General features: G+C 73.0%; 25 protein-coding genes. 11 read left to right on the top strand and 14 right to left on the bottom strand.

Features of this window, described 5'->3' with window-relative positions; all coding sequences use genetic code 11:
• Positions 1–11 precede the first annotated feature (11 nt).
• The 3 genes from ACWDRR_RS10955 to ACWDRR_RS10945 all read right to left on the bottom strand — a co-directional run bounded on the left by ACWDRR_RS10955 (position 12) and on the right by ACWDRR_RS10945 (position 6,474).
• Entirely contained in the window at positions 12–2,060 is a 2,049-nt protein-coding gene (locus tag ACWDRR_RS10955; protein WP_449771858.1) for a SpoIIE family protein phosphatase, read from the bottom strand.
• 79 nt (positions 2,061–2,139) lie between these two features.
• Entirely contained in the window at positions 2,140–2,907 is a 768-nt protein-coding gene (locus ACWDRR_RS10950; protein WP_449771857.1) for a class I SAM-dependent methyltransferase, read from the bottom strand.
• Positions 2,908–3,492: 585 nt separating this feature from the next.
• Positions 3,493–6,474 (bottom strand): AfsR/SARP family transcriptional regulator, encoded by a 2,982-nt coding sequence (locus ACWDRR_RS10945; protein ID WP_449771856.1) that lies wholly within the window; start codon positions 6,472–6,474, stop codon positions 3,493–3,495.
• Positions 6,475–6,696: 222 nt separating this feature from the next.
• Between ACWDRR_RS10945 and ACWDRR_RS10940 the strand changes: the two genes are divergently transcribed.
• On the top strand, positions 6,697–6,954 hold the full coding sequence (locus ACWDRR_RS10940; protein WP_449771855.1) for a hypothetical protein: 258 nt from the start codon (positions 6,697–6,699) through the stop codon (positions 6,952–6,954).
• A gap of 179 nt (positions 6,955–7,133) precedes the next feature.
• Here the strand turns inward: ACWDRR_RS10940 and ACWDRR_RS10935 are convergent, their stop codons facing one another.
• The gene (locus tag ACWDRR_RS10935) at positions 7,134–7,451 is read right to left on the bottom strand and encodes a hypothetical protein (RefSeq protein WP_449771854.1); all 318 of its coding nucleotides are present in this window, start codon (positions 7,449–7,451) and stop codon (positions 7,134–7,136) included.
• A gap of 204 nt (positions 7,452–7,655) precedes the next feature.
• On the opposite strand from ACWDRR_RS10935, the gene ACWDRR_RS10930 reads away from it, so the two are divergent.
• Positions 7,656–8,414 (top strand): GntR family transcriptional regulator, encoded by a 759-nt coding sequence (locus ACWDRR_RS10930; RefSeq protein WP_449771853.1) that lies wholly within the window; start codon positions 7,656–7,658, stop codon positions 8,412–8,414.
• Between the two features lie 138 nt (positions 8,415–8,552).
• Here the strand turns inward: ACWDRR_RS10930 and ACWDRR_RS10925 are convergent, their stop codons facing one another.
• A complete protein-coding gene (locus ACWDRR_RS10925) occupies positions 8,553–10,220 on the bottom strand; it encodes a fumarate hydratase (protein ID WP_449771852.1) in 1,668 nt (555 codons plus the stop codon).
• Between the two features lie 156 nt (positions 10,221–10,376).
• On the opposite strand from ACWDRR_RS10925, the gene ACWDRR_RS10920 reads away from it, so the two are divergent.
• On the top strand, positions 10,377–11,114 hold the full coding sequence (locus ACWDRR_RS10920) for a DUF1707 SHOCT-like domain-containing protein (protein WP_449771851.1): 738 nt from the start codon (positions 10,377–10,379) through the stop codon (positions 11,112–11,114).
• 318 nt (positions 11,115–11,432) lie between these two features.
• Positions 11,433–11,774, top strand: a complete 342-nt coding sequence (locus ACWDRR_RS10915; RefSeq protein ID WP_449771876.1) for a WhiB family transcriptional regulator — start codon at positions 11,433–11,435, stop codon at positions 11,772–11,774.
• A gap of 174 nt (positions 11,775–11,948) precedes the next feature.
• Here the strand turns inward: ACWDRR_RS10915 and glpX are convergent, their stop codons facing one another.
• A complete protein-coding gene (gene glpX / locus ACWDRR_RS10910; RefSeq protein ID WP_352289981.1) occupies positions 11,949–12,989 on the bottom strand; it encodes a class II fructose-bisphosphatase in 1,041 nt (346 codons plus the stop codon).
• 216 nt (positions 12,990–13,205) lie between these two features.
• Here glpX and ACWDRR_RS10905 point away from each other — a divergent pair, with 216 nt between their 5' ends.
• Positions 13,206–13,742 carry a DUF4245 domain-containing protein gene (locus tag ACWDRR_RS10905; RefSeq protein ID WP_449771850.1) on the top strand — a complete coding sequence of 179 codons (537 nt, stop codon included), beginning with the start codon at positions 13,206–13,208 and terminating at the stop codon, positions 13,740–13,742.
• A 79-nt stretch (positions 13,743–13,821) separates the two neighbouring features.
• Here the strand turns inward: ACWDRR_RS10905 and ACWDRR_RS10900 are convergent, their stop codons facing one another.
• Positions 13,822–14,424: a malonic semialdehyde reductase gene (locus tag ACWDRR_RS10900; protein WP_329489419.1), complete on the bottom strand. Its 603-nt coding sequence runs from the start codon at positions 14,422–14,424 to the stop codon at positions 13,822–13,824.
• A gap of 112 nt (positions 14,425–14,536) precedes the next feature.
• Entirely contained in the window at positions 14,537–14,791 is a 255-nt protein-coding gene (locus ACWDRR_RS10895) for an exodeoxyribonuclease VII small subunit (RefSeq protein ID WP_449771849.1), read from the bottom strand.
• Between the two features lie 92 nt (positions 14,792–14,883).
• On the opposite strand from ACWDRR_RS10895, the gene ACWDRR_RS10890 reads away from it, so the two are divergent.
• Positions 14,884–15,015, top strand: a complete 132-nt coding sequence (locus ACWDRR_RS10890; RefSeq protein WP_449771848.1) for a hypothetical protein — start codon at positions 14,884–14,886, stop codon at positions 15,013–15,015.
• Here ACWDRR_RS10890 and xseA read toward each other — a convergent pair.
• Both xseA and ACWDRR_RS10880 read right to left on the bottom strand, forming a co-directional pair.
• Positions 15,006–16,220 carry an exodeoxyribonuclease VII large subunit gene (xseA, locus tag ACWDRR_RS10885; protein WP_449771847.1) on the bottom strand — a complete coding sequence of 405 codons (1,215 nt, stop codon included), beginning with the start codon at positions 16,218–16,220 and terminating at the stop codon, positions 15,006–15,008. The two genes, ACWDRR_RS10890 and xseA, sit on opposite strands and share 10 nt — an antisense overlap.
• Before the next feature lie 63 nt (positions 16,221–16,283).
• Positions 16,284–17,627 carry an APC family permease gene (locus ACWDRR_RS10880; protein WP_449771846.1) on the bottom strand — a complete coding sequence of 448 codons (1,344 nt, stop codon included), beginning with the start codon at positions 17,625–17,627 and terminating at the stop codon, positions 16,284–16,286.
• Between the two features lie 87 nt (positions 17,628–17,714).
• On the opposite strand from ACWDRR_RS10880, the gene ACWDRR_RS10875 reads away from it, so the two are divergent.
• Complete coding sequence (locus ACWDRR_RS10875) at positions 17,715–18,689, top strand: 4-hydroxy-3-methylbut-2-enyl diphosphate reductase (RefSeq protein ID WP_449771845.1); 975 nt, start codon at positions 17,715–17,717, stop codon at positions 18,687–18,689.
• Positions 18,690–18,821: 132 nt separating this feature from the next.
• Positions 18,822–19,571, top strand: coding sequence for a polyphosphate--glucose phosphotransferase (ppgK, locus tag ACWDRR_RS10870; protein ID WP_449771844.1), 750 nt, complete (start codon positions 18,822–18,824; stop codon positions 19,569–19,571).
• Between the two features lie 106 nt (positions 19,572–19,677).
• On the opposite strand, the gene ACWDRR_RS10865 is transcribed toward ppgK, so the two are convergent.
• A complete protein-coding gene (locus ACWDRR_RS10865; RefSeq protein WP_449771843.1) occupies positions 19,678–20,388 on the bottom strand; it encodes a DUF6542 domain-containing protein in 711 nt (236 codons plus the stop codon).
• A 115-nt stretch (positions 20,389–20,503) separates the two neighbouring features.
• Between ACWDRR_RS10865 and ACWDRR_RS10860 the strand changes: the two genes are divergently transcribed.
• Both ACWDRR_RS10860 and ychF read left to right on the top strand, forming a co-directional pair.
• Entirely contained in the window at positions 20,504–20,893 is a 390-nt protein-coding gene (locus ACWDRR_RS10860) for a VOC family protein (protein ID WP_449771842.1), read from the top strand.
• Positions 20,894–20,968: 75 nt separating this feature from the next.
• Positions 20,969–22,042: a redox-regulated ATPase YchF gene (gene ychF / locus ACWDRR_RS10855; RefSeq protein WP_449771841.1), complete on the top strand. Its 1,074-nt coding sequence runs from the start codon at positions 20,969–20,971 to the stop codon at positions 22,040–22,042.
• A 108-nt stretch (positions 22,043–22,150) separates the two neighbouring features.
• On the opposite strand, the gene ACWDRR_RS10850 is transcribed toward ychF, so the two are convergent.
• Positions 22,151–22,321: a hypothetical protein gene (locus ACWDRR_RS10850; RefSeq protein WP_449771840.1), complete on the bottom strand. Its 171-nt coding sequence runs from the start codon at positions 22,319–22,321 to the stop codon at positions 22,151–22,153.
• Between the two features lie 30 nt (positions 22,322–22,351).
• Positions 22,352–22,564 carry a hypothetical protein gene (locus tag ACWDRR_RS10845; protein ID WP_449771839.1) on the bottom strand — a complete coding sequence of 71 codons (213 nt, stop codon included), beginning with the start codon at positions 22,562–22,564 and terminating at the stop codon, positions 22,352–22,354.
• 348 nt (positions 22,565–22,912) lie between these two features.
• On the opposite strand from ACWDRR_RS10845, the gene ACWDRR_RS10840 reads away from it, so the two are divergent.
• Positions 22,913–24,310: a UDP-N-acetylmuramoyl-tripeptide--D-alanyl-D-alanine ligase gene (locus ACWDRR_RS10840; RefSeq protein WP_449771838.1), complete on the top strand. Its 1,398-nt coding sequence runs from the start codon at positions 22,913–22,915 to the stop codon at positions 24,308–24,310.
• Here the strand turns inward: ACWDRR_RS10840 and murC are convergent, their stop codons facing one another.
• Entirely contained in the window at positions 24,311–25,738 is a 1,428-nt protein-coding gene (gene murC, locus ACWDRR_RS10835) for a UDP-N-acetylmuramate--L-alanine ligase (protein WP_449771837.1), read from the bottom strand.
• Between the last annotated feature and the right edge of the window lies 1 nt (position 25,739).

Genomic DNA, 25,739 nt, shown 5'->3' with positions numbered 1-25,739 from the left:
GGCGGGGCGCCCTACGGCAGTCGCTGCTCGAACCAGACCACCTTGCCGGTGCCCAGCCGGGTGGCACCCCAGCGCTCGGCGCACCTGGCCACTATCTGCAGCCCGCGCCCGCGTTCGTCCTCCGGCCCGGTGCGCCTCGGGCGGGGCAGCAGCGGGCTGTCGTCGCCGACCTCGCAGCGCAGCCGCGAGGTGCGGACCAGGCTCAGGGTGACCGGGCGGGTGGCGTGCTGGACGGCGTTGGTGACCAGCTCGCTGACCATCAACTCGGTTGCCTCGCTGAGCTCTTCGAGACCCCAGCGACGCAGGGTGTGGGCGGCCAGCCGGCGGGCCCGGCCGGGCGTCTCGTTGCGCGGCTGGAGGTACCAGTGCGCCACGTCCCCGGCCGGGATGCCGTCGAAGCAGGCGGCCAGCAGCGCGATGTCGTCGCCGCGGTCGCCCGGCGGCAGGATCCGCAGCGCCTCCTGGCAGAGCTGCTCGGGAGTGTGCCGCTGGGTGGCGGCCAGCCGGGCGCGGAGCAGTTCCAGCCCGTCGCTGAGCGGGCGGTTGCGGGTCTCCACCAGGCCGTCGGTGAAGAGCAGCAGGGCGGAGCCGGGCGGCGCGGGCAGTTCGACGGAGTTGAAGTCGACCCCGCCGACGCCGATCGGCGCGCCCGAGTCCAGTTCCAGCAACTCGGCCGTGCCGTCCGGCCGGACGAGCACCGGCGGGACGTGCCCCGCGTTGGCGAGCACCACCCGGTTGGCGATCGGGTCGTAGACCGCGTACACGCAGGTGGCCAGGTGCTGTTCGCGGCCGAGCCGCTGGGCCTGTTCGTCCAGGTGGTAGAGCACCTCGTGCGGGGGCAGGTCGAGGGCGGCCAGGGTCTGGGCGCTGGTGCGCAACTGGCCCATGATGGCGGCCGAGGTGAGCGAGTGGCCCATCACGTCGCCGACGATCAGTGCCACCCGGTTGCCGGGCAGCGGCACGGCGTCGTACCAGTCCCCGCCGACCTGCGCGCCGCGCTCGCCGGGCAGGTAGCGCTGGGCGAGCCGGACACCGTGCGGCTGGGGCAGGCGCAGCGGCAGCATGCTGCGCTGGAGTTCGTTGGCTATCTCCCACTCGCGGGCGTACCGCAGCGCGGTGTCGACGGCCAGCCCGGCCTGGGTGGCGAGGTGGGCGGCGGTGGCGGTGTCGGTGGCGTCGAAGCTGGGGCGTCCGGTCTTCTCGGGCGGCCGGCGGATCAGCACCAGCAGGCCCAGGACGGCCTTGCGCCCGCGCAGCGGCAGGGCGAGCACCGAGGAGCCCGGGCCGAGCCGGGCCAGCCCGCGTGCGCCGTACAGCTCGCGCAGCAGCTCGGTGGTCCGCTCGGTGCCGGCCGCGGCGGGCGTGCCGGTGGCGGGTGTGCCGGCGGGGCCGAGGACGGCGGCCTCGGCGGGGCGGCGGCTGAGCAGGGTGTGCGCGAGCGCCCCGCCCCGGGTGACCGGGGTGGCGGGCCCGGTGTCGGCGGTCGAGCGCGAGCCGTACCGGGTGCCGTAGCGGGAGCCGCGGTGGTCGGAGCCGGTGGTCGGCCGGCCGCGGCGGCCGAGCCGGGTGCCCAGGCTGTGGTGGATCCGCAGCTCGTCGGGGAAGCCGGGTTCGCGCTCGACGTTGGGCAGCGGGTCGCGCAGGTGCACGACGGCGGCGTCGGCGAGGGTCGGCACCAGGACCCGGCAGATGTTGCGCAGCGTCGCGGCCAGGTCGAGGGCGCTGTTGATCCGCCGGGTGGCGGAGTCGAGGTAGGCGAGCCGCTCGGCGACCTGTCCGGTGCCGGTCCGCCCGGTGGCGACCGGTCCGGTGGCGGCCTGCCGGTCGCCGCGCGGCTCGTGGCCGCGCGGGACGGGGGTGAGCGGCACGGCGGTGCCCGGCTCGACGGTCACCTGTCCGACCGTCGCCGGCTCGACGGTGAGCCGCCCGACCGCGCTCGACCCGGGGTCGGCCTGCTCGTCGCCGGCCTGCTCGTCGTTCCCCTCCGGGGCCGGCGGCGGGCGGCGCCGGCCCGGGAGGGCAGGCGGCTGTCCGGCCTCGGGTTTGAGCTGGTCGCGCACGGCTGCCTGTCCTGGGATTGGTGGGGAGTGCTGGCTCTTCTGGTCTGTCGGACGGTCTGTCGGAGGGTGTGGCGGAGGGTCAGCCGACGCGTCGGCAGCACAGGAACAGCTGCTCCTCCGGCGGCAGCGAGGTGCTGGCCGGCGCGTACGGATGCCCCGACTGCTCCTCGACGGCGAACCCGGACTCCACCAGGACCCGTTCCAGATCCTCCCGCAGATACCCGCTGATCCGCAGCTCCCGCCCGAGGAACGGCAGCGGGACGTGGTCCAGGTCCGCCTCGACCATACCGAGCGCCAGCAGCCCGCCGGGTCGCAGGAGTGCGCGCAGCCGGGTCAGCACGGTGGGGATCTCGTCCTGGGGGAGGAGGATGAGGGAGAAGAAGGCGGTGACGGCGGCGAACCCGCCGTGGCCCCGCGGGCCCAGGGCGGGGACGTTCCAGGCCCGGTCGGCGCGCTCGGTGGCCAGGTCGTACATGTCGATGCGACGGAAGACGGGGGCGAACGGGCCACCGGGCGCCGTCTCGCGGGCCAGGGCGAGCATGACGTCCGAAAGGTCTATACCGGTGACGCGCATCCCGGCGGCGGTCAGCTGTCGGACGGTCGGATCGCCGGTGCCGCAGCCGACGTCCAGCACGGCATCGCCCGGTTGGAGCCGGGCCAGCAGGCGACGGCCGCAGGCGAGCTGGCCGCCCTTGGCGGGGAAGGCCTCCCCGTAACCGGCGCCGATGGTGTCGAAGGCGACGGCCTGCAGGGCCCGCTCGGCACGACGACGCAGGACGTCGGGCCCGTCGTCGCCGTCCGCGTCCTCGTCGAGGGGGAACGGGTCGGATATCTGTCCGGTCGTCACGATTGAGAGGCACCTTTCCACCCGGGCCTCCGGTCGGCCGGACGAGGCCGGCCCGCCGTCCTCCCGGCGCCCGCGTTGCCCCGCCGGCCCGCTGCCGGTGGCGGTACGTCACGCTCCCCGCGTCACACTGACTGCACGCTGACACTTTGCACAGGGACACTCTGCACTGCGGGAGCGCCGCCGCGCTGCCGTTTCCGGTTTCCGGATGCTCCGCCGGACAAGTGCACTCGTGTGTGTACTGGCATCTGAGAATATGCGTGATCACTGCGCCATGGGGTCCCTTTCCGGCCAACTCGTGACGGTTGGGGTGCTGTGGCCCGGCTTGCGGAAGCACGAGGGTGCGGGTCGGGGTGGTGCGGCGGGTGGCCGCACGCCGCGCGGCGCCGCCGGGGCAACCCCTCTGACCTGCGGTGATGCCCGCTCCCCGGCTGACAAGCCGACGTTTATCGAACGTCAATCGGCCCGGTGCACAGTGGAGTCCAGCGCCGGGGAAGCGTTGAGGGTGCTCCCGCAGCCGGGGGGCTGCGGGAGCACCGAACGCACGGGGGAAGGCCTCCACGGGGGAAGCACGGGGGAGTGCGGGGCCTACGGCGCGGGGGGAGGGAAGGGCTCGGTGTGCTGTTGGGAGATGAGGTCCGCCACGGGGGAGGCCTCCGGCACACCGAGCCGCGTGAAGACCGCGTGGGCCTCGCGCAGACAGGCCAGCCCGCGGGCCGGCTGGGCCAGGCCGAGCAGCGCCTCGCCGAGCGCGGCGTTGGCCAGGCCCTGGCAGTAGGCGCCGTCGATCTCCTGGGCGATCACCAGCGACTCGCCCGCCGCCTCGGCGGCCTCGGCCGCCCGGTGGCTCGCCAGCAGGCTCACCGCCAGCCGGGCGAGCGCGTAGCCCTCGCGGAGCCGGTTCTGCTGGGACTGGTAGAGCGAGTGCGCCTCCCGCAGGTGGTCGACCGCCTCGCCGGGGGATCCGGTGGACGACAGCACCACCCCGAGCTGGTACAGGGTGTCCGCCAGGCAGGGGCCGTTGGCGGACCGCCGCGCGGTGGCGACGGCCTCCTCCACCGACCGCACCGCCTCCGCGCTCTTGCCGACGTCCAGCTGGGCCCGGGCGATGTTGCCGAGCAGGCGCGCCTCGCCGATCGGGGCGCCGACCACGCGGCTGATGCCGAGCGCCTGCTCGAAGAACGGCAGTGCCTCGTCCCCGCGATTGGCGAGGCTCAGGATGATGCCCAGGGTGTTGGCCACCATCGAGCGCATCACCGTCACGTCGTCGGGGTCCTGGAGCGAGAGGCTCGCCCGCAGCGAGCGCTCGGCGCCCTGGAAGTTGTTGGCGAAGTACTCCAGGGTGCCCAGCGCGAAGTGGACCCGGGCGAGTGCCTGGGCGTCGCCGTGCGACTGGGCGTTGGCGTCGGCGATCTCCAGCAGCCGGCGGGCCCGGGCGGCGTGCGTCGGGTCCTCGACGATGCTGTTGAGCGTGATCAGCAGGTCGAGGGCGGGGCGCAGCAGCGCCGACGGCCCGCCCAGCGCGGCCTCCACGGTGCTCAGCAGCATGCCGACCTCGGCCCGGAGCCACTGCTGGGCCCGGGCGTTGTCCGGCAGGTCGAGACCGGCGGCGGTGAGTTCGTCCAGCGGCTCGAACAGCTGGTCGTCGGGCTCGATGAGGCGCGCGGCGTTGCGCATGGTCGGCAGCAGGTGGTGCAGCAGACGGAGCACCGCCTGCTGCTGCTCCTCCGTGTCGGCGGACTTCTCGTTCTGCCGCTGGGCGTAGAGCCGCAGCAGGTCGTGGTAGCGGTAGCGCCCCGGGGTGAAGCACTCCAGCATGTTCGCCTCGACCAGCGCCTCCGTCAGCTGCTCGGCCCGGAGTTCGTCCTCGCCGAGCAGGGCGGCCGCCGCGTCGAGCGGCAGGTCGGGCGAGTCCACCAGCGAGAGCAGCCGGAACGCGCGGGCCTCGTCCGGCCGGAGCTGGCCGTAGCCGAGGCCGATGGTCGTCTCGACCGCGAGGTTGCCCAGCTGAAGCTCGTCGAGCCTCCGCCGTTGGTCCGCTAAGCGGCGGGCGAGGTCGGAGACGCTCCACCGCGGCCGGCTGGCGAGCCGGGCCGCCGCGATCCGGACGGCGAGCGGCAGGAAGCCGCAGGAGGTGACGACGGCCAGGGCCGCCTCCGGCTCGGCGGCCACCCGCTGCTCACCCACGATGGCGGAGAAGAGCGCCAGTGCCTCGGCCGGGGTCAGCTCCTCGACGTCCACCAGGTGGGCGCCGGGGATCCCGGCCAGCCGGGAGCGGCTGGTGGCGAGGACGGCGCTGCCCGAGACGCCGGGGATCAGCGGCTGCAACTGGTCGGCGTCCCGGGCGTTGTCCAGCAGGATGAGCATGCGGCGGTTGGCCAGCAGGGACCGGTACAGCGCGGCCCGCTGCTCCAGGGAGTCGGGGACCTCGGCGGCGCCCAGCGAGTGCAGGAAGTCGCCCAGCACGACGGCCGGGTCGGCGGGCGAGGCGCCCGCGCCGCGCAGGTCGACGTAGAGCTGGCCGTCCGGGAAGTCGGCCCGGACGCTGTGCGCCACGTGCACGGCGAGGGTCGTCTTCCCGACACCGCCGATGCCCGCGAGGGAGGTCACCACGACGGCCTGGCCGGTCGCGCCCTTCAGGACCGCCCGGAGTTCGGCGACCAGGCCGGCGCGGCCACTGAAGTCCGATACGTCGGCGGGCAGTTGGGCCGGAGCCGGGGCCCGGGTGGGCGGCTCCTCACGGCTGCCGGAGGTCACCGACCGGGGTGGGCCGGGCGCGGTGAGCGTGGGGTCGCCGGCCAGGATCCGGGCGTGCATGGAGGAGAGCCCCGTGCCCGGTTCGACGCCGAGCTCCTCGATCAGCAGCTTGCGGGTGTCCGTGTAGACGCCGAGCGCCTCCGCCTGGCGGCCGCAGCGGTAGAGCGCGAGCATCAGGAGTTCGCGCAGCCGCTCCCGGAGCGGGTGTTCCGCGGTGAGCGAGCTCAGCTCGGCGACCACCTCGGTGTGCAGGCCGATCTCCAGCGCGGCCGCGCACCGCTCCTCCCAGACCGAGACGTGGCGCTCGGCCAGGCGCAGCCGCTGGGTCTCGGCGTACGGTCCGGGCACCCCGGCCAGCGCCCGCCCGCTCCAGAGCGCGAGGGCCGAGACCAGCAGCCGGTGCGCCTCGACCGGATCGCCGTCGGCCCGGGCGGTGGCGGCTTCGGAAACGGTGCTCTCGAAGACCGCCAGATCCAAAGCGTCGGAGGAGATCCGCAAGGCGTATCCGTCGGGCAAGGACACGAGGACCGCGGCGGGTGCGCGGACCTCCCGATGGGGTTCGATGACGGTACGCAGACGGGAAACATAAGTCCGCAATGCGGCAATTGCCTGCGGTGGGGGCCTTTCCCCCCAGATCCCGTCGACAAGGTCCTGCGTGGTGACCAGCCGCCCCTGCTGCATCAGCAGACAGGTGAGTACCGCCTGCTGCTGCGGGGACCCGAGTGCCAAGGCCTCCTGGCCGCGCCGCGCCTGCACCGGACCGAGCACCTGGAAGCGCAGCGCGTTGCTGTGCGGCGTTTCCTGAGGCTCCATGAAATTCCCCCGATGACCTGTGACGGCAGGCGCGACGCGCGGGGCGTTCGGCGGTCCCGCTGCGGTGCATCAGCTTAGGCGGACGACTGCAAACACTGGAGAACAGCACAAGCGGCGCGATGTTTATAGGACATTTAGCGGCTCCAACGATACTGTCCGGGCGCCTGGGTCGAGTTCGGTCGGGCGCGAGCGAATCCCGATGACCTGAAAGGCAACCACTCCATGGCCGAGAACGAGCCCACCAGCACTGTGACACCGTCGGCCGAGCCGAAGACCACCTCGCCCGTCGCCGTGGCCCCGACCGCGGACGCCCAGGTGGTGGACGAGGCGGCGGCCAACGTCGCCGGACACGTCGTTCCGGCCGACGAGGCGCACGTCGACCCGCAGGAGCTCATGGGCGGCGAGGTCGCCGAGCCGGAGCACGAGGAGAAGTCGGACAAGCCCTACGAGCCGTTCGGCGTGATCAACAGCCGCCCGTAGCACCCGCTGCCCCGGCTCCGGGCCGTCCGCCTCCGTGGCGGGCGGCCCGTCCGCCTTCTCCGGCCCGTCTGCCTTCTCCTGCCCGTCCGGGGTCCCGGCCGTGCCCGCTCCGGCCGTACCGGGACACCGCCGGTGGCCGGATCCGATCGCCGGCCGGGGCCGCCGCTCGGGGCGGCCGGTCACGCGACCCGGCTCTCGTTGAGGCGCGAGTCCTGGTTGCGGGCCGCGAGCCGGGCGCGCAGCCGGGCCCGGTTCTCCAGCGCGGGGCGGTCGGGGTCGGGTTCGGGGCCGCGGCCGGGGTCGTCGGGGGACGGGTCCGGTGCCGGGCCGACGCGGTCGGGCGGGGCGGTCCACTCGCAGCCGCCGCCCGGGGGTCGCAGGTAGTGCTCCCCGCCGAGGGTGTCCATGTAGATGCCGGTGCGTCCGGTCCTGGTGTCGAGGACGAGTTCGCCCACACGCGGTCGGTAGGCCGCGGCGTTGCGCTTACGGGTGCTCACCGCAGTGCTCCTTGCTCTGGTGCGGACGCGGCGGTGGATGCGCCGGCCCTGGTCGCTGTCGGTGCCTGTGTTCTGCTCGGCGACTACCCAGCATCTCTAGAGAAGCTAATATCTCTAGAGATGTCAACGGGCCTGACCGGTCATACCGGCTTACCGGCGACGACGGGTGCGCCTACGATTCTGGCGAGGACGAGGGAGCAGGCGATGGTCGGCAGCAGCGGCGAGAAACAGCCCAAGTACCAGCGGATCGCCGACACGCTCAAGGCGGCCATCGACACCGGCGAGTACCGCGCCGGCGACCGGCTGCCCGGCGAGAACGACCTCATGGACGCCTACGGCGTGGCCCGGATGACCGCCCGCCAGGCGCTCGGCGTCCTGCAGAGCGAGGGCATCGCCGAGGCGCGCAAGGGCGCGGGGGTCTTCGTCCGGGACTTCCGGCCGCTGCGGCGGCGCGGGATCCAGCGGCTCGCCCAGGGGCAGTGGGGGTCGGGGCGGTCGATATGGTCGGCGGACATCGACAACCGGACGCTGGTCGTGGACCAGGTGTCGGTCACCGAGCAGGGCGCGCCGGAGCACGTGGCGCGGGTGCTCGGGGTCGACCCGGGGGCGCCGATGTGCGTGCGGCACAGACGGTTCGTGCTGGACGGCAAGCCGGTGCTGCTGTCCACGTCCTACCTGCCGGCCGACCTGGTCGCCGGGACGGCGATCACCCGTGAGGACACCGGGCCGGGCGGCACCTACGCGCGCCTCGCCGAGATCGGCGCCAAGCCGGTGCACTTCCGCGAGGAGGTCCGGTCGCGGATGCCCAGCGCGGAGGAGGGCGCCCGGCTGGAGCTGTCGGCGGGCACCCCGGTCATCCTGATCTGCCGCACCGCCTTCGCCGACGAGGGGCAGGTCGTCGAGCTCAACGAGATGACGCTCGACGCGGCCTCCTACGTGCTGGAGTACGACTTCGACGCCTGAGCGCCCGAGCACCCGAGCACCCGAGCACCCGAGCGCCTGAGCACCTTGCCGCACGGCACCGCACCGCACGGCACCGCACCGCACCGCCCCGGTCGCGGAGTGCGCGGCCGGGGCGGTGCGTGCGGGAGCCGGTGCGGGCTACTCCTTGGAGCGCACCCGCAGGCTGGTGATCAGCGGGCCCTCGGTGGTCTCGCGGAAGAAGTCGTTGCCCTTGTCGTCCACCACGATGAAGGCCGGGAAGTCCTCGACCTCGATGCGCCAGACGGCCTCCATGCCCAGCTCGGCGTACTCCAGCACCTCGACCTTCTTGATGCAGTCCTGGGCCAGGCGGGCGGCCGGGCCGCCGATGGAGCCGAGGTAGAAGCCGCCGTGCGCGGCGCACGCGTCGGTGACCTGCTTGCTGCGGTTGCCCTTGGCGAGCATGACCATCGAGCCGCCGGCCGCCTGGAACTGGTCGACGTAGGAGTCCATCCGGCCGGCCGTGGTGGGGCCGAAGGAGCCGGAGGCGAAGCCCTCGGGGGTCTTGGCCGGGCCGGCGTAGTAGACCGGGTGGTCCTGGAGGTACTTGGGCATGCCCTCGCCGGCGTCCAGGCGCTCCTTGATCTTGGCGTGCGCGATGTCGCGCGCCACGACCAGCGTGCCGGTGAGCGAGAGCCGGGTCTTGACCGGGTACTTGGACAGCTCGCCGCGGATCGCGGACATCGGCTGGTCGAGGTCGATGCGCACCACGTCGTCGTCGAGGTGGTCGTCGGTGGTGTCCGGCAGGTACTTCGCCGGGTCGGTCTCCAGCTGCTCCAGGAAGACGCCCTCGGCGGTGATCTTGCCCAGCGCCTGGCGGTCGGCCGAGCAGGAGACGGCCATCGCGACCGGCAGCGAGGCGCCGTGCCGCGGCAGGCGGACGACGCGCACGTCGTGGCAGAAGTACTTGCCGCCGAACTGCGCGCCGATGCCGATCTTCTGGGTGAGCTCGGTGACCTTGGCCTCCAGGTCCAGGTCGCGGAACCCGTGGCCGGTGCGGGCGTTGCCCTCGGTCGGCAGGTTGTCCAGGTAGTGCGCGGAGGCGTACTTGGCGGTCTTCAGCGCGAACTCGGCGCTGGTGCCGCCGATCACGATGGCCAGGTGGTACGGCGGGCAGGCGGCGGTGCCGAGCGAGCGGATCTTCTGCTCCAGGAACGAGAGCATGCTCGCCTCGTTCAGGATCGCCTTGGTCTCCTGGTACAGGTACGACTTGTTGGCCGAGCCGCCGCCCTTGGCCATGAACAGGAACTTGTAGGCGTCGCCGTCGGTCGCGTACAGCTCGATCTGGGCCGGCAGGTTGTTGCCGGTGTTCTTCTCGTCCCACATGGTCACCGGGGCCATCTGGGAGTAGCGCAGGTTGAGCTTGGTGTACGCGTCGTAGACGCCGCGCGCGATCGCGCTCTCGTCGCCGCCGGTGGTCAGCACGTTCTGGCCGCGCTTGCCCATGACGATCGCGGTGCCGGTGTCCTGGCACATCGGCAGGATGCCGCCGGCCGAGATGTTGACGTTCTTCAGCAGGTCCAGCGCGACGAAGCGGTCGTTGGGGCTGGCCTCCGGGTCGTCCAGGATGCGCCGCAGCTGGGCGAGGTGGGCGGGGCGCAGGTAGTGCGAGATGTCGTGCATCGCCTCGGCGGTGAGCAGCCGCAGGGCCTCGGGCTCGACCTGGAGGAAGGTGCGACCGCCGGCCTCGAAGGTGGAGACACCCTCGGAGGTCAGCTTGCGGTACGGGGTCGGGTCAGCGCCCAGGGGGAGCAGGTCGCTGTACTCGAAATCCGGCGTGGGAGCCATGGGGGCGGTCCTTAGTGTTCCAGTGATCCGGCTGCGTCGGCGAAGCACCCTCAAGGGTAGGTCCCGCCGAAACGTCGCACGCGGACAGGTCAGCCTGCGTGACCGGGGTCACTCGGACATGCGTACGGGGCTTGCCCGGTTGACTAGGCTTGGCCCGTGGACAACTCGCCGTCGCAGGACGACCAGGGGCAGTCGCCCGTACCCATGACCAAGCCGGGGGCCGAGGCTCCCGTCCGGACCGACCGGGCCCCGGTCGCCGAGGCCGAGATGCGGGCCTCGGACGCCGACCGCGAGCGGGTCGCGGAGCTGCTGCGCGACGCCTACGCCGAGGGCCGGCTGAACGTCGACGAGCACGCCGAGCGGATCGAGGCCGCGTACGGGGCCAAGACGCTGGGCGACCTCGTGCCGCTCACCCGGGACCTCCCCGCGCACCGGTCGATCTCCTTCGAGAAGGCCCCGCTGGGCGCCCCGGACGACCGGCCGTCCGGCCCGGTGCGGCTGCCGGCCCGTCAGGAGGCGCCGACCATGGTGGCGATCTTCGGCGGGGCCTCCCGCCGGGGCCGCTGGCGGGTCGGCTCGCACCTGCGGGCCGTCGCGGCGTTCGGCGGCGTCGAGATCGACCTGACCGACGCCGTCTTCGAGTCGCCCGAGGTGGAGATCGAGGTGGTCGCCATCTTCGGCGGCGTCGAGATCAAGGTGCCGGAGAACGTCAGCCTGCACGGCAGCGGGGTCGGCATCTTCGGCGGCTTCGACGTCAAGGAGCAGACCGCCGCCGACCCGTACGCGCCGGTCGTCCGGGTCAAGGGGGTCGCGGTGTTCGGCGGCTGCGAGGCCAAGCCGCGCAAGGGCAAGAAGCTCAAGGAATGGGTGCGCAAGCAGCTCGGCGCCGACTAGGCGCTGCCCGGGGCCGCCGGGGTGGGTGCCCGGGTGGGAGCAACTCCCGCCCGGGCACTCGGCGTTGCGGTGAGTGCAGGCTGTAGTCGATTGCGTGCAGTGTGCATGAATCGCGGCGCGGCGGGGTAGTTCCTCTCGCACATCGCTTCTTGTACGGCTGCGCACCGGAGGCGGCCTGAGGCCGGCTCGGGGGGTGAGAGCGGGGGCTCGCAGCCGGGCAGGGGAGCGAGCTTCCCCGTGTCCGAGAGCCTCGTCAGGAGTACGGCCGTGCTGCATCCGATCGAGTCCCGCACCACTTCGCCCGTCGCCGCCGCCCAGGTGCTGGAGCGCCCGCCGGCCGCTCAGTCGCAGGGCGACGACAACCCCTGGCACACCGGCGCGGCCTGCCGGCGGGACGAGGTGGGGCTGTTCTTCGCCCCCTCCAAGGAGCCGACGGCGGCCCGGCTCTCGCGCGAGGAGCAGGCGAAGCAGGTCTGTGCGCGCTGCCCGGTGCTGCTGGAGTGCCGGGAGCACGCGCTGGCCCAGCCGGAGCCGTACGGGGTGTGGGGCGGGCTGACGGCCGCTGAGCGCCGGGTGGTGCTGGCCCGCCGGCGGCGCCGGGAGGCGGATCTGCACGAGGCCGCCCGGATCCCGGCCGCCCGCAGCCGGATCGCGGGCTGAGCGGGTGCGGAGCACGGGCTGAGCGGTGTCCGCCGGACGCCGGGGGAGTTCGCGCGCCCCGGCCCGGTGACGCACGGCGTGCGAACGCCCCGCGGTACGCGAACGCCCCGCGGCTTCGGCGAAGGGGGATTTCGCCGAAGCCGCGGGGCGCCGGAACGCGGCGGTGAAGCCCGCTCAGTTGGCGCGGTCGAAGTCGATCGCGCTGTACGCCCGCAGCTTGGACAGCTTGTGGGTGGAGTGGATCTCCCGGATCGTGCCGCTCTTGGAGCGCATCACCAGCGAGCTGGTGGTGGCGGTCTCCTGGCGGTAGTGCACGCCGCGCAGCAGCTCGCCGTCGGTGATGCCGGTGGCGACGAAGAACACGTTCTCGCCGCTGACCAGGTCGTCGGTGGTGAGCACCCGGTCCAGGTCGTGGCCCGCGTCGAGGGCCTTCTGGCGCTCGGCCTCGTCCTTGGGCCACAGCCGGCCCTGGATCACGCCGCCCATGCACTTCATCGCGCAGGCCGCGATGATGCCCTCGGGGGTGCCGCCGATGCCCATCAGCAGGTCGACGCCGGTGCCCTCGCGGGCCGCCATGATGGCGCCGGCCACGTCGCCGTCGGAGATGAACTTGATCCGGGCGCCCGCCTCGCGGATCTCCTGGACCAGGCCCTCGTGGCGGGGCCGGTCGAGGATGACCACGGTGACGTCCTCGACGGCGCTGCCCTTGGCCTTGGCGACCCGGCGGATGTTGACGGCCGCCGGCGCGGTGATGTCGACGAACTCGGCGGCCTCCGGGCCGGCCACGAGCTTGTCCATGTAGAACACGGCGCTCGGGTCGAACATGGTGCCCCGGTCGGCCACCGCCAGCACGGCCACGGCGTTGTTCATGCCCTTGGCGGTGAGGGTGGTCCCGTCGACCGGGTCCACCGCGACGTCGCACTCGGCGCCGGTGCCGTCGCCGACCCGCTCGCCGTTGTAGAGCATCGGCGCTTCGTCCTTCTCGCCCTCGCCGATGACGACGACACCGTTCATGGAGACGGTGGAGACGAGGGTGCGCATGGCCTTGACCGCGGCGCCGTCGGCGCCGTTCTTGTCGCCACGGCCGACCCAACGGCCGGCGGCCATCGCGGCCGCCTCGGTGACCCGGACGAGCTCGAGCGCGAGGTTCCGGTCGGGAGCCTCGGGAGCGACCTCAAGGGCGCTGGGGAGATTGTGCGGGTACTGCGTGGTCATCGTCGTTACCTCTCTGTACGCGACGGCCAGTAAGCGCCCGACTACTGCCAGGTCGAACGCCGTGGTGAGGGTCCTGCGATCGTATCTGCCCATGAGATGACTGTCTGTGGCGCGGGTCGCCACCCCCGGTCGGAATCAGCCTGTTCGCCCCGGATCACCCGGACGTGGGCACCCCCGGGTGCCGGTGTCCCGGGGTGGATGAGTCACCATGTGGGGGTGGCTGGAGAGAGCAAGGGCATGAGGAGCCGGCAGTCGGTACGGGACATGGTCCTGTCGATGCTGGCCGTCGGTTTGGTGGTCTGGGTCGGGTACCTGTTCCTGCCGCACGACGCCGGCGGCGACGGCGTGCGCACGGTCGAGTACAAGGTCGCCGCGGCCTCGGCGAAGCGCGCCGCGCCGTACCCGCTGCTCTCCCCCGAGGGCCTCTCCGACAAGTGGCGGGCCACCTCGGTCAAGTACGACCCGGCGGTGCTGGGCGGCGGCCGGGGCAACTCCTGGCACCTGGGCTTCGTCACCCCCTCCGGCCAGTACGCGGCGGTCGAGCAGAGCGACATCGCCCGGGACGCGCTGGTCGGCTCGCTGGTGGCCGGCGGCAAGCCGGACGGCAGCGCCGAGGTGGCCGGGCAGGCCTGGGAGCGGGTCCAGGGCGGCAAGTCCCGCGCGCTCACCCTGCAGAGCGGCGGCGGCACCACCGTGCTCACCGGCACCGCCTCGTACGAGGAGCTGGCCGAGCTGGCGCAGGCGCTCAAGTAGCGCCCGCCCCCCCGCAGCGGCGGGACACGCGGAAGGGCCCGCACCGTTCGAACGGTGCGGGCCCTTCCTGTGCCGCCGATCAGACGGTGGTGACGACCTCGTCGTAGGCCAGGCGCGGCGAACGCGGGAACCAGGCGTCCTCGCCCGGCTTGCCGATGTTCACCACGGCCAGCACCGAGTGCTCGCCGTCGGCGAAGAACTCCTTGTTGATGCCCTCGGCGTTGAAGCCGGTCATCGGGCCGGCCGCCAGGCCGGCGGCGCGCACGCCGATGATGAAGTAGCCGGCCTGCAGGGCGCCGTTCAGCACCGCGGAGGACTCGCGGACCGGACGCTCGGTGAAGAAGAGGTCCTTGGCCTGCGGGAAGTGCGGCAGCTGGGTCGGCAGCTCCTCGTGGAACTCGTTGTCCACGGCCAGGATGGCGACCAGCGGGGCGGCGGCGGTCTTCGCCTTGTTGCCGTCCGCCAGGTGCTGGACGAGGCGCTCGCGACCCTCGGCGGAGCGGACCAGGACAACGCGCAGCGGCTGCTGGTTGAAGGCGGTCGGGCCGAACTTGACCAGCTCGTAGATGGCCTGGATCTGCTCCTCGGAGACCGGCTCGTCGGTGAAGGTGTTCGCGGTGCGGGCGTCGCGGAACAGCAGGTCCTGAGCGGCGGCGTCGAGTACCAGGGCGTCGGTGGTCATGCTTGTCTGCACCTCATGCGGGACGGGGTTCGTCTGGTCGACCGGCGGCGCCGATCACTTGATCCCAACATAAGTGAAGATTCAACTGTTCCCCGGGGCGCTGTGACGCGCATCACTCCCGCCCGGGGTCGCCCTCCTCGGCGGCCAGCGCCGCGTCCAGCCGGGCCCGGGCGCCGTCCAGCCAGCGCTGGCAGACCTTCGCCAGCTGCTCGCCGCGCTCCCAGAGCGCCAGCGACTCCTCCAGCGACGTACCGCCGTTCTCCAGCTGCCGGACGACCTCCAGCAGCGCGTCCCGGGCGTGCTCGTACCCCAGCGCGTCGTCCGGCGTCCGGGGCGCCGCCTCCTCCACCTGCTCCTGCTCAGCCATGGGAGCCAGCGTAGGGGCTGGCGCCGACAGAACGGCCGCAGCCGTGCGAAACCGGATGCACCCGACCGGTCGCCGCGGCCGGCCTCCGCCGCATGACCGACGGACGTCCCGCCGTCCCGGGCCGGACCGACCTGCGCGCCGGCAGCGGCGGCGAGGCGCTCCACCGCGGCCTCGGCTTCGGCGAGCACTCCGTCCCGCTCTCCCGGCAGCGCTCCTACGGCTGAGGGCCGGCCGTCACGTCGAAGCCGCCGCCCGCCACCCGGGCGTGCAGGGCGTCGCCCGCCGAGACCTGCGCCGGATCGGTCACCACCGTGCCGTCCGCGCGCTGCAGCACCGCGTAGCCCCGCTCCAGGGTCGCGGCGGGGGAGAGCGCGACCACCCGGGCCAGGGTGTGCCCGAGGTCGCTCTGCGCGTGGTCCAGGCGGTGGCCGAGGGTGCGCCGGGCCCGCTCCAGCAGGGCCCCCACCTCCTGGCCGCGCCCGTCCAGCATCCGGTGCGGCGCGGCCAGCGCCGGGCGGCTGCGCACACCGTCCAGCCCGTGCTGCTCGCGGTCGACCCGGCCGAGCACCTGCCGCCGGGCCCGGTCGCGCAGGGTCAGGACCTTCGTCAGCTCCTCGCCGACGTCCGGCACCACCCGTTTGGCGGCATCGGTCGGGGTGGAGGCGCGCAGGTCGGCGACGAAGTCCAGCAGCGGCTGGTCCGGCTCGTGCCCGATCGCGCTGACCACCGGCGTCCGGGCGGCCGCGACCAGCCGCACCAGGGCCTCGTCCGAGAACGGCAGCAGGTCCTCCACGCTGCCGCCGCCCCGGGCCACGATGATCACGTCCACCTCGGGGTGCTCGTCCAGCTCGCGCACCGCCGCGCCGACCCGCTCCACCGCGTTGACGCCCTGCACCGGGACGTTGCGCACCTCGAAGCGCACGGCCGGCCAGCGTCGCCGGGCGTTCTCCAGGACGTCCCGCTCGGCGGCCGAACCGCGCCCGGTGACCAGGCCGATGCACTGCGGCAGGAACGGCAGCGGCCGCTTCCGCTCGGCCGCGAACAGGCCCTCCCCGGCGAGACGCCGCTTCAGCTGCTCCAGCCGGGCGAGCAGCTCGCCGAGCCCCACCAGCCGGATCTCGGCCGCCCGCAGCGAGAGCTGGCCGCGGGCCGCGTACCACTCCGGCTTGGCGTGCACGACGACCCGCGAGCCCTCCTGCACCACGTCGGCGACCTCGTCGAAGACCGAGCGGAAGCACGTCACCGTCAGCGACACGTCGGCCTGCGGGTCGCGCAGGGTCAGGAACACCACGCCCGCGCCCGGCCGCCGGCTGAGCTGGGTGATCTGGCCCTCCACCCAGACCGCGCCGAGCCGGTCGACCCAGCCGCCGATCAGCGCGGAGACCTTGCCGACCGGGAGCGGCGCTTCGGGGGAGCTGGTGTTGGCCATGCGTACGAGGCTAGCGGCGGATGCCGACAGCGGAGGGCCGGCGGCCGGCGCGACGGCCGGGCGTCAGCGGCGGATGCCGACGGCCGAGGCCCCCTGGACGAGCAGGACGACGAGCCCGACCCCCAGCCAGACCGCCCCCGTGAGCTGCGCGGTGCGCGAGGCCTCGTAGACCACCGCGCCGATCACCGCGATGCCCAGCAGCGGCACCACCAGGTGCCGCAGCCAGTCCCGCGAGCCGTGCTTCACCACGTACCAGCCGATCACGGAGGCGTGCAGCAGCGCGAAGGCCGTCAGCGCGCCGATGTTCACCACCGAGGTCAGCTGGTCCAGCCCGTCGTCCCGGTCCGCCGCCCAGACGGCCGCGCCCATCGTGATCACCGCCGCCACCAGCAGCGCCCGGCGCGGCACCGCCGAGCCCGGGTCCACCGCGGCCAGGAAGCGCGGCAGCCGCCCCTCCCGGCCCATCGCGTAGACCAGCCGCCCGGCCGCCGCCTGACCGGCCAGCGCCGCGAAGGCCGCGCCGATCGCCTTGCTCGCCGCCACCAGCACGTGCAGCCAGTGCCCGATCCCGCTCTCCACCGTGTCGTAGAAGGCCGAGCCCTGTGCGGCCGGATCCGCCGCCAGCTCCCGCGGGGTCAGCGGCTCCAGCAGCGCCGCCAGGTACGTCTGCACCACGAAGAGCACCCCGGCCAGCACCAGGCACCGGAGCACCGCCCGGGCCACCGCCGCCGAGGCGCCGACCGCCTCCTCCACGAAGGTGGCGATCGCGTCGAAGCCCAGGTACGACAGGACGGCCACCGAGACCGCCGAGATCACGGCCGTCAGCGAGAAGCCGCCGACGGCCGTGAACGGCGTGTCCCAGCCGCGCTGCGCCCCGTCGCGCACCAGCACCACCACGGCCGCCACCACGAAGACCGCCAGCACCGCGATCTCCAGCGCCAGCACCCCGAGGCCGACCACCGCCGCCGTCCGCACCCCGGCCAGGTTGAGCACGGTGGTGACCACCACCGCCAGCGCCGTCCACACCCAGCGCGACACGTCCGGCACCAGCGAGTTCAGGGCGATGCCCGAGAAGAGGTACGCCACCGCCGGGATCAGCAGGTAGTCCAGCATCGCCATCCAGCCGGCGATGAACCCGGGCCCCTCGCCCAGGCCGGCCCGCGCGTAGGCGAACACCGAGCCGGTCTGCGGCACCGCCCGCACCATTTGGGCGTACGAGAAGGCGGTGAAGCCCATCGCGACCGTCGCCGCCAGATAGACCGACGCGACGGCGCCGTGGCTCTTGGCGTCCAGCACGCCGAACACGCCGACGGGCGCCATCGGCGCGATGAACAGGAGCCCGTACACCATCAGATCGCGGACACTCAGGCTGCGCCGCAGGCCGCCGGCGTCGACTCGCTCGCTCATCACGTCCACATTTGAGCACCGGCGACCGGATACCGCCCGAAAGCGCCTTCCGTCGGCGCGGCCCGCCGCCACCCGTACGATGGAGCCATGTCCAACACCGCGCAGCGCCGTGTCCTGCTCGCCGCCCCCCGGGGCTACTGCGCGGGCGTCGACCGCGCCGTGATCGCCGTGGAGAAGGCCCTGGAGCAGTACGGGGCGCCGATCTACGTCCGCAAGCAGATCGTCCACAACAAGTACGTGGTGCAGACCCTGGAGAAGCAGGGCGCGATCTTCGTCGACGAGACGGAGGAGGTGCCCGAGGGTTCGATCGTGGTGTTCTCCGCGCACGGCGTCGCGCCGTCCGTCCACGACGAGGCCGAGGCCGGCCGGCTCGCCACCATCGACGCCACCTGCCCGCTGGTCACCAAGGTGCACAAGGAGGCCGTCCGGTTCGCCGACGAGGGCTTCGACATCCTGCTGGTGGGCCACGAGGGCCACGAGGAGGTCGTCGGCACGATGGGTGAGGCCCCGGACCGGATCCACCTGGTGGACGGTGCCGAGGACGTCGCCAACGTCGAGGTCCGCGACGAGTCCAAGGTCGTCTGGCTCTCCCAGACCACGCTCTCGGTGGACGAGACCATGGCCACCGTCGGCGAGCTGAAGAAGCGCTTCCCGCTGCTGGTCAGCCCGCCCAGCGACGACATCTGCTACGCCACCCAGAACCGCCAGGTCGCCGTCAAGCAGATGGCGCCCGAGACGGACCTGCTGATCGTGGTCGGCTCCAAGAACTCCTCCAACTCCGTCCGTCTGGTCGAGGTCGGCCTGGAGTACGGCGCCAAGGCCGCCCACCTGGTGGACTTCGCCGACGAGATCCAGGAGTCCTGGCTGGACGGCGTCACCACGGTCGGTCTGACCAGCGGCGCCTCGGTGCCGGAGATCCTGGTCGACGGCGTCCTGGAGTGGCTGGCCGCGCGCGGCTACGCCGACGTGTCGACCGTCAAGACCGCCGAGGAGCACCTGACCTTCTCGCTGCCCAAGGAACTCCGCCGCGACCTGCGCGCCGAGGCCGCGGGCAAGCTGTAGCAACCCCCGGAGAACCCGGCGTCCCCTCGGGGGTGCCGGGTTTTCCGCTGTGCGCGGCCGGGTGGGCTCTCGTAGTTTTGTGCACAGGTATGCACAGCCTGTGGACAACGGTTTCGGCGGAGGGCGGTCGTCATGACGGCGGTATTCGGTGTGGACATCGGCGGTTCGGGCATCAAGGGTGCCCCCGTCGACCTGGCCCGGGGCGTGCTCGCCCAGGAGCGGCACAAGGTCCTCACCCCGCAGCCCTCGGCACCGGAGGCCGTGGTCGACGCCGTCCGCGAGGTGGTCCGGCACTTCGACCACCGGGGACCGGTCGGGCTGACCTTCCCCGGTGTGGTGGTGAACGGACAGACCAGAACGGCCGCCAACGTCGACAAGGGCTGGATCGGCCTGGACGCCGCGGGCCTGTTCCGCGAGGCGCTCGACCTGCCGTCCGTGGTGCTCAACGACGCCGACGCGGCCGGGCTCGCCGAGACCGTCCACGGGGCCGGCCGGGAGCAGCGGGGCGTCGTCCTCGTCCTGACCTTCGGCACCGGCATCGGCAGCGCGCTCTTCGTGGACGGCACGCTGGTGCCCAACACCGAGCTGGGCCACCTGGAGCTGCGCGGCAAGGACGCCGAGCGGCGGGCCTCCTCGGCCGCCAAGGAGCGGCGCGGGCTGAGCTGGGAGCAGTGGTCGGTGCGGGTCGACGAGTACCTCGACCTGGTGGAGATGCTGTTCTCGCCGCAGCTGATCGTGATCGGCGGCGGGGTGAGCCGCAAGCACGAGAAGTTCCTGCCGCTGCTGCGCGCCCGCGAGGCGCGGATCGTCCCGGCCGAGCTGCGCAACGACGCCGGGATCGTCGGCGCCGCCATGGCGGCCGCCCGGGCCTCCTCCGGCTGAGCCGGCGGGCCTTCGCGCCGAGCAGCGGCTGCCGGGGCGGGGCTGCCGGGGCGCGGGACGTGATGCGTCGAGGAGTGGGAAGTCGGCCGGTCCGACGTCCCACTCCTCAGCGGACGCGGTGGATCCGCCGCTGGGCCACGAACCGGGCGGTCACGATGACCGCGGCCAGGCCGGTGCCCGAGAAGAGCCAGCCGGCCCGCATCGCCAGGCCGGTCGCCAGCGCCACCACCTGGGCCGTCACGCCGGAGGAGGTGACCGGGCCGAGCAGCAGCAGGGCGACGGCGAAGGCGATCGGCCCGCTGATCGGGGCCGCCAGCAGGTCGGCGAAGCGGACCCGGACGGCGAGCTGGAAGCAGATCACCAGGTAGCCGATGCCGAACAGCACCCCCAGGCCGCCGAAGAGCATCCGGTCCACGCCCGCCAGTGCGACGGTCGCGACCGTCGCGGCCACACCGGTGCCGACCGCGGTCAACCGGGTCGGCCGGCCGGTGCGCCGGCGCCCGTAGAGGCGGCCGTTCGGGCGGCCACCACCGCGTTCGCCGGTGCGTTCGCCACCGCGGTCGCCGCTGCGGGCGTCCTCGTGGGTGTCGTCGCGCTCACCGGGGCGCGGTCCGAACGGCAGACGCAGCCGGGGGCGGGCGGCGCCGGGGCGGCCGCGCTCGGGTACGCCGGCCACGGGGCGTAGCCGGGAGGCGGGCGCGGCGGAGGCCTCGGCGGTCTCGGGGGCCCGCCCGGGCCCGGGGACGGCGGCCCCGGCCGCGCCGTTCGGCGGTCGGCGTCTGGGCCCTGGCGGCTGGGTTCGGATGCGCTGCTCCACCCACCCAACGTACGGTCCGATCATCGCCACACTGTGTAATGGGCCTCGGGACCTTGCTCCGTGTCTCCGGACGGAGTACTGGTGTGATCGTCGCTCAAGTCCACCAGGGGGATACATGACCAGCGGGTTCGCCTTCGAACGGCTCCACCACGTCCAGCTCGACATCCCGGCCGGTGCGGAGGACGAGTGCCGCGCCTTCTGGCGCGACGTGCTCGGCATGACGGAGCTGGCCAAGCCCCCGGTGCTGGCGGCGCGCGGCGGCTGCTGGTTCCGGGGCGGCGGGGTCGAGGTGCACCTGGGCGTCGTGCCGGAGTTCCGGCCGGCCCGCAAGGGGCACCCGGGCATCCAGGTGAGGGCGCTGGACGCGCTCGCCGAGCGGCTCGCCGCACACGGTCATGAGGTCGTCCGGGACGACAATCTGCCCGGTCACCGCCGCTTCCACACCGCCGACAACCTCGGCAACCGCCTGGAGTTCCTGGAGCCGCTGCCGACAGCGGGGGCCTGACCCGCTGCCCGTAGACTGGGGGATCGGCCCGCACGGTGCCGAACCAACTCCTCCAAGCCCACGGGACTGCGCTTCATGTCGCTCACGATCGGAATCGTCGGCCTGCCGAACGTCGGCAAGTCGACCCTGTTCAACGCCCTGACCAAGAACGACGTGCTGGCGGCCAACTACCCGTTCGCCACCATCGAGCCGAACGTCGGCGTCGTCGGCGTCCCGGACGCCCGGCTGGCCAAGCTCGCCGAGATCTTCGGCTCGCAGCGCATCCTCCCGGCCACCGTCGACTTCGTCGACATCGCGGGCATCGTGCGCGGCGCCTCGGTCGGTGAGGGTCTGGGCAACAAGTTCCTGGCGAACATCCGTGAGTCGGACGCGATCTGCCAGGTCATCCGGGCCTTCGTCGACCCGGACGTGGTGCACGTCGACGGCAAGGTCTCGCCGAAGGACGACATCGAGACCATCAACACCGAGCTGATCCTCGCCGACCTCCAGTCGATCGAGAAGGTGCTGCCCCGGCTCCAGAAGGAGGCCCGCCTGAAGAAGGAGTCGGCCGCCACGCTGGCCGCCGCCGAGGCCGCCCAGAAGATCCTGGAGACCGGCAAGACCCTCTTCGAGGCGGGCTTCGACGCCTCCTCGGTGCGCGAGCTGCACCTGCTCACCACCAAGCCCTTCCTCTACGTCTTCAACGTCGACGAGGACGAGCTGGTCGACGAGGAGTTCAAGGAGGCCCAGCGCGCCCTGGTCGCCCCGGCCGAGGCGATCTTCCTGAACGCCAAGATCGAGTCCGAGCTGATCGGCATGGACGAGGACGAGGCGCTGGAGCTCCTCCAGTCCATGGGCCAGGAGGAGACCGGCATGGCCACCCTCGGCCGGGTCGGCTACGAGACCCTCGGCCTGCAGAGCTACCTCACCGCGGGCCCCAAGGAGACCAGGGCCTGGACCATCAAGAAGGGCGCCACCGCCCCCGAGGCCGCCGGTGTGATCCACACCGACTTCCAGAAGGGCTTCATCAAGGCGGAGATCATCTCCTTCGACGACCTGGTCGCCTGCGGCTCCATCGCCGAGGCCCGCAGCAAGGGCAAGGCCCGCATCGAGGGCAAGGAATACATCATGCAGGACGGCGACGTCGTGGAGTTCCGCTTCAACGTCTAGTCGATCTGCGGAAAGGCCGCCTGACCTGCGACGGAGCGGGTTGGGCGGCCTTTCGGTCCGCAGGGCGTCCGCAACCCTGCCGCCTCTGGCCAACGCAACCGGATTCGGCTACGCCACTTCGGCGTCCGGGAGGTTGCCGTGGTCCGCGCTGCCGGCGTCGGCGTACGCGCGGTCGACGGCGGCCCTGGTCCGCTCCTCGGAGTCGGGCCAGAGGTGGGTGTAGATGTTCAGCGTCATCGCGGCGTTGGTGTGCCCGAGCCGCTCGGAGACGGTCTTCACCGACTCGCCGTGCTTGATCAGCAGGCTCGCCTAGCGGTGCCGGAGTGCGTGCGGGCCGGTGCCCTTCGGTATGCCGGCCCGCTGGCAGGCAGACTGCCACGAGCCGTGCATGAAGTAGGTGTAGACGACCGGGCCGCTTGTGGGAGCGGTGAAGAGCCAGCCCTCAGGGGCGGCGACCGGGAAGTCCCGCAGGTGCGCCGTTATGACGCCGTGCTCGGCCGTCTGCTGGATCTGCTGCTCCACGGTGACGGTGGCGTGCAGCAGATCGACGTGCCGGAGCTGGAGCCCGAAGAGCCCGCTGGGCCGGAGCCCGTGGCGGCACCCAACAGGACGAGACCCCGGTAGCGGGCAGGCCCTGGCGGACCAGCGACTCGCGAACGGCCTCGCCGGAGATCAGCGAGGGGTCGCGTTCGCCGGACCGACTGCCGGTGACGAGGGCGATACGACGTTCAACAGCTGACCTGCTCATCTTCCTTTTGTCACAGTCTGGTTCGGAATGCGCGTGATGGCGGGCGCGATGTCGGGGAGCCGCTAGCGTCGAGGGCAGGCTGCCCTGAGGACGGGCGGGTGCGTCGATGGATCGGAGCCACCGTGGTCCCCATGACCCTGCAAGAGATCGCCGAGGCTGTCGGGGGCGCTCTGCACGACGTCTCTGATCCGGGCGCCGTGGTCGACCGGCCGGGGGTCATCGACTCGCGCCTGGTAGAGCCCGGGGCGCTGTTCATCGCGTTGCCGGGCGAGCACACCGATGGTCACCGGTTCGCCGAGGCCGCCGTGGCCGCGGGTGCGGCGGCGGTGCTGGCCGCGCGGCCGGTCGGGGTGCCGGCGATCGTGGTGGCGGATGTTCAGGACGCGATGGGCGCCCTGGCCCGCGCGGTGCTCGACCGCCTGAAGGCGCCGACCGTGATCGGGCTGACCGGCTCGGCGGGGAAGACCAGCACCAAGGACCTGCTGGCCCAGGTGCTGGAGACCATGGACACCACGGTGGCCACGCCGCTGTCGTTCAACGGCGAGATCGGTCTGCCGCTGACCGTCTTCCGGGCGGACGAGAGCACCCGCCTGCTGGTGCTGGAGATGGGCGCGCGTGGCGCCGGGCACATCAAGTACCTGACGGGGATCGTCCCGCCGAAGGTCGGCCTGGTGCTGAACGTCGGCACCGCGCACGTGGGCGAGTTCGGCGGTGGGAAGGAGTCGATCGCGGTCGCGAAGGGCGAACTCGTCGAGGCCCTTCCCGTCGACGGACTGGCGGTGTTGAATGCCGACGACCCGTACGTCATGTCGATGGCGCCGCGTACGGTCGCGCCGGTCCTGACCTTCGGGGTGCAGGCCGGGGACGTGCGGGCCGTCGATGTCGAGCTCGACACTGCGGGTCGGCCGTCGTTCACCCTCACGTACCGGGGCGAGAACGCCCCGGTGAAGCTGGGGCTGCACGGCGCCCACCACGTGTCCAACGCGACGGCCGCCGCTGCTGTGGCGATCGGCCTGGGCGCGAGCGTGCGGCAGGCGGCGGATGCGCTGACCGGTGCCAGGCAGCTGACGCCGGGCAGGATGGACGTCACCGAGCGGACGGACGGCGTGACGGTGATCAACGACGCGTTCAACGCGAACCCCGATTCGATGGCCGTGGCCTTGTCCGCGCTCACTGCCATGGCCGGCGGCGGACGTAGGACGGTGGCGGTGCTGGGCGAGATGCGGGAGCTGGGCGAGGAGTCCGAGGCCCACCACGCGGAGCTGGGCCGCATGGTGGCCCGGAACGGTGTCACGGACCTGATCGCGGTCGGCGGCGCGGAGGCCGCTCTGGTGCACGCGAGCGCGGTCGACGGCGGAGTGACGGCGACGCTGGTCCCGGACCGCGACGCCGCCCTCGACCTGCTGCTGACCTACCTCGAGCGCGGAGACGTGGTGCTGGTGAAGGGCTCCCACAGCGTCGGGCTGGAGGACACCGCGATGCGGCTCGCCAAGCCCGACGCCATGGGTCTCACCGGCTGACTACGCGACCCGGACCGTCGCCGGGGCCTCGGCCAGCCGCAGCAGGACCGCACTGCCGACGCGACTGGCGGTTCCGGTGCCCATCGTCATCACCAGGTCGCCGGGCTCGACCAGCTCAGCGACCACGTCCGCCACGTCGCGCCCGTCGCCCGCGGTGTGGGCCCGGCCGCCGCGGGCGACGACCTGCGCGGCCATCGGTGCGGTGCTGATCCCGGTGAGCGGGGACTCGACCGAGGCGTGCACGTCCAGGAGGACGACCTCGTCGGCCGCGGCGAGCCGACGGCCCATCTCCTCGCCGAGGGCGGCGGTGCGGGTCCAGCCGGTGGGCTCGAACACCGCGATCACCCGGCCCTCGGTGAGCATCCGGGCGGTGGCCAGGTCAGCCGTGATCTCGCTCGGGTGGTGGGCGTAGGAATCCAGCACCGTCACCCCGGCGTAGGTGCCGGTGGTGGTGAGCCTGCGCTTGATTCCCTGGAAGGCGTTGATGCCGGCCACCAGGTCGGCGGGCTCGGCCCCGAGCACCCGGCCGGCGGCGAACGCGGCGGCGGCGTTCAGCGCGTTGTGCCGCCCGGGCACGGCCAGGGTGAACTCGTGCCACGACCCGTCCGTGTCCTGGACGGTGACGTGGCTGGCAGCTCCGTTCCACAGCACGCGCAGCACCCGCACGTCGGCGTCCTTGGTCTCGCCGACCGTGACGACCCGCGGGCCGGGCGCCGTCTGGAGGCGCTCGATCAGCAGTCGGGCGCCCGGGTCGTCGGAGGAGACGACGAGCACTGAGCTGTTGCGGGCCAGGCGCTCGAAGACGTCCAGGACGTCGTTCAGGTCGACGTACTGCTCGGGGTGGTCGTCGTCCACGTTCAGGACGACGGCGACCTGCGGGTGGTAGCGGCCGGCGGTGCGGTCGCTCTCGTCCGCCTCGGCGACCAGGAGGCCGCCGAGGCCCTGGTGGACGTTGGGGCGGCCGACGGGGGTGCCGCCGATGGCGTACGAGGGGTCGAGGTGGGCGAGAGCGGCGCTGAGGGTGCCGGTGGTCATGGTCTTGCCGTGCGTGCCCGCCACGGCGACCGACTGCTCGGCGGTGGCGATCAAGTGCGCGAGCACGTCCGAGCGGTGCACTACCGGGATGCCGGCGCGGCGGGCGGCGGCGACCTCGGGGTTGCTCGGGGTCACCGCACTGGACCACACGAGGACCGTCGTGTCGGCGGGCACGTTGCTGGCGGTGTGGCCGATGGCGACCGAGGCGCCGGCGTCCTCCAGCTCACGCAGGGCGGCGGTGTCGCTGGTGTCGGAGCCGGAGACCCGGCTGCCGCTCTCCAGCAGGAGGCGGGCGACGGCCGACATGCCGGCGCCGCCGATGCCCACGAAGTGCGGGCGGGTGAGAATGATGGGGCCGTCGTGGACGGGGACGATCACGTTCCTGGTTTCCATG

Source organism: Kitasatospora sp. NPDC003701 (assembly GCF_053587085.1).
Note: the sequence above shows the minus strand (reverse complement) of the source record. Positions and strands in the feature narration are given on the sequence as shown.

Excerpts from the sequence above, each read along its gene's own strand:
- ACWDRR_RS10945 (WP_449771856.1), bottom strand. The coding sequence starts at position 6,474 with ATGGAGCCTCAGGAAACGCCGCACAGCAACGCGCTGCGCTTCCAGGTG.
- ACWDRR_RS10940 (WP_449771855.1), top strand. The coding sequence starts at position 6,697 with ATGGCCGAGAACGAGCCCACCAGCACTGTGACACCGTCGGCCGAGCCG.
- ACWDRR_RS10930 (WP_449771853.1), top strand. The coding sequence starts at position 7,656 with ATGGTCGGCAGCAGCGGCGAGAAACAGCCCAAGTACCAGCGGATCGCC.
- ACWDRR_RS10925 (WP_449771852.1), bottom strand. The coding sequence starts at position 10,220 with ATGGCTCCCACGCCGGATTTCGAGTACAGCGACCTGCTCCCCCTGGGC.
- glpX (WP_352289981.1), bottom strand. The coding sequence starts at position 12,989 with ATGACCACGCAGTACCCGCACAATCTCCCCAGCGCCCTTGAGGTCGCT.
- ACWDRR_RS10900 (WP_329489419.1), bottom strand. The coding sequence starts at position 14,424 with ATGACCACCGACGCCCTGGTACTCGACGCCGCCGCTCAGGACCTGCTG.
- ACWDRR_RS10895 (WP_449771849.1), bottom strand. The coding sequence starts at position 14,791 with ATGGCTGAGCAGGAGCAGGTGGAGGAGGCGGCGCCCCGGACGCCGGAC.
- ACWDRR_RS10890 (WP_449771848.1), top strand. The coding sequence starts at position 14,884 with ATGACCGACGGACGTCCCGCCGTCCCGGGCCGGACCGACCTGCGCGCC.
- xseA (WP_449771847.1), bottom strand. The coding sequence starts at position 16,220 with ATGGCCAACACCAGCTCCCCCGAAGCGCCGCTCCCGGTCGGCAAGGTC.
- ACWDRR_RS10880 (WP_449771846.1), bottom strand. The coding sequence starts at position 17,627 with ATGAGCGAGCGAGTCGACGCCGGCGGCCTGCGGCGCAGCCTGAGTGTC.
- ACWDRR_RS10875 (WP_449771845.1), top strand. The coding sequence starts at position 17,715 with ATGTCCAACACCGCGCAGCGCCGTGTCCTGCTCGCCGCCCCCCGGGGC.
- ppgK (WP_449771844.1), top strand. The coding sequence starts at position 18,822 with ATGACGGCGGTATTCGGTGTGGACATCGGCGGTTCGGGCATCAAGGGT.
- ACWDRR_RS10860 (WP_449771842.1), top strand. The coding sequence starts at position 20,504 with ATGACCAGCGGGTTCGCCTTCGAACGGCTCCACCACGTCCAGCTCGAC.
- ychF (WP_449771841.1), top strand. The coding sequence starts at position 20,969 with ATGTCGCTCACGATCGGAATCGTCGGCCTGCCGAACGTCGGCAAGTCG.
- murC (WP_449771837.1), bottom strand. The coding sequence starts at position 25,738 with ATGGAAACCAGGAACGTGATCGTCCCCGTCCACGACGGCCCCATCATT.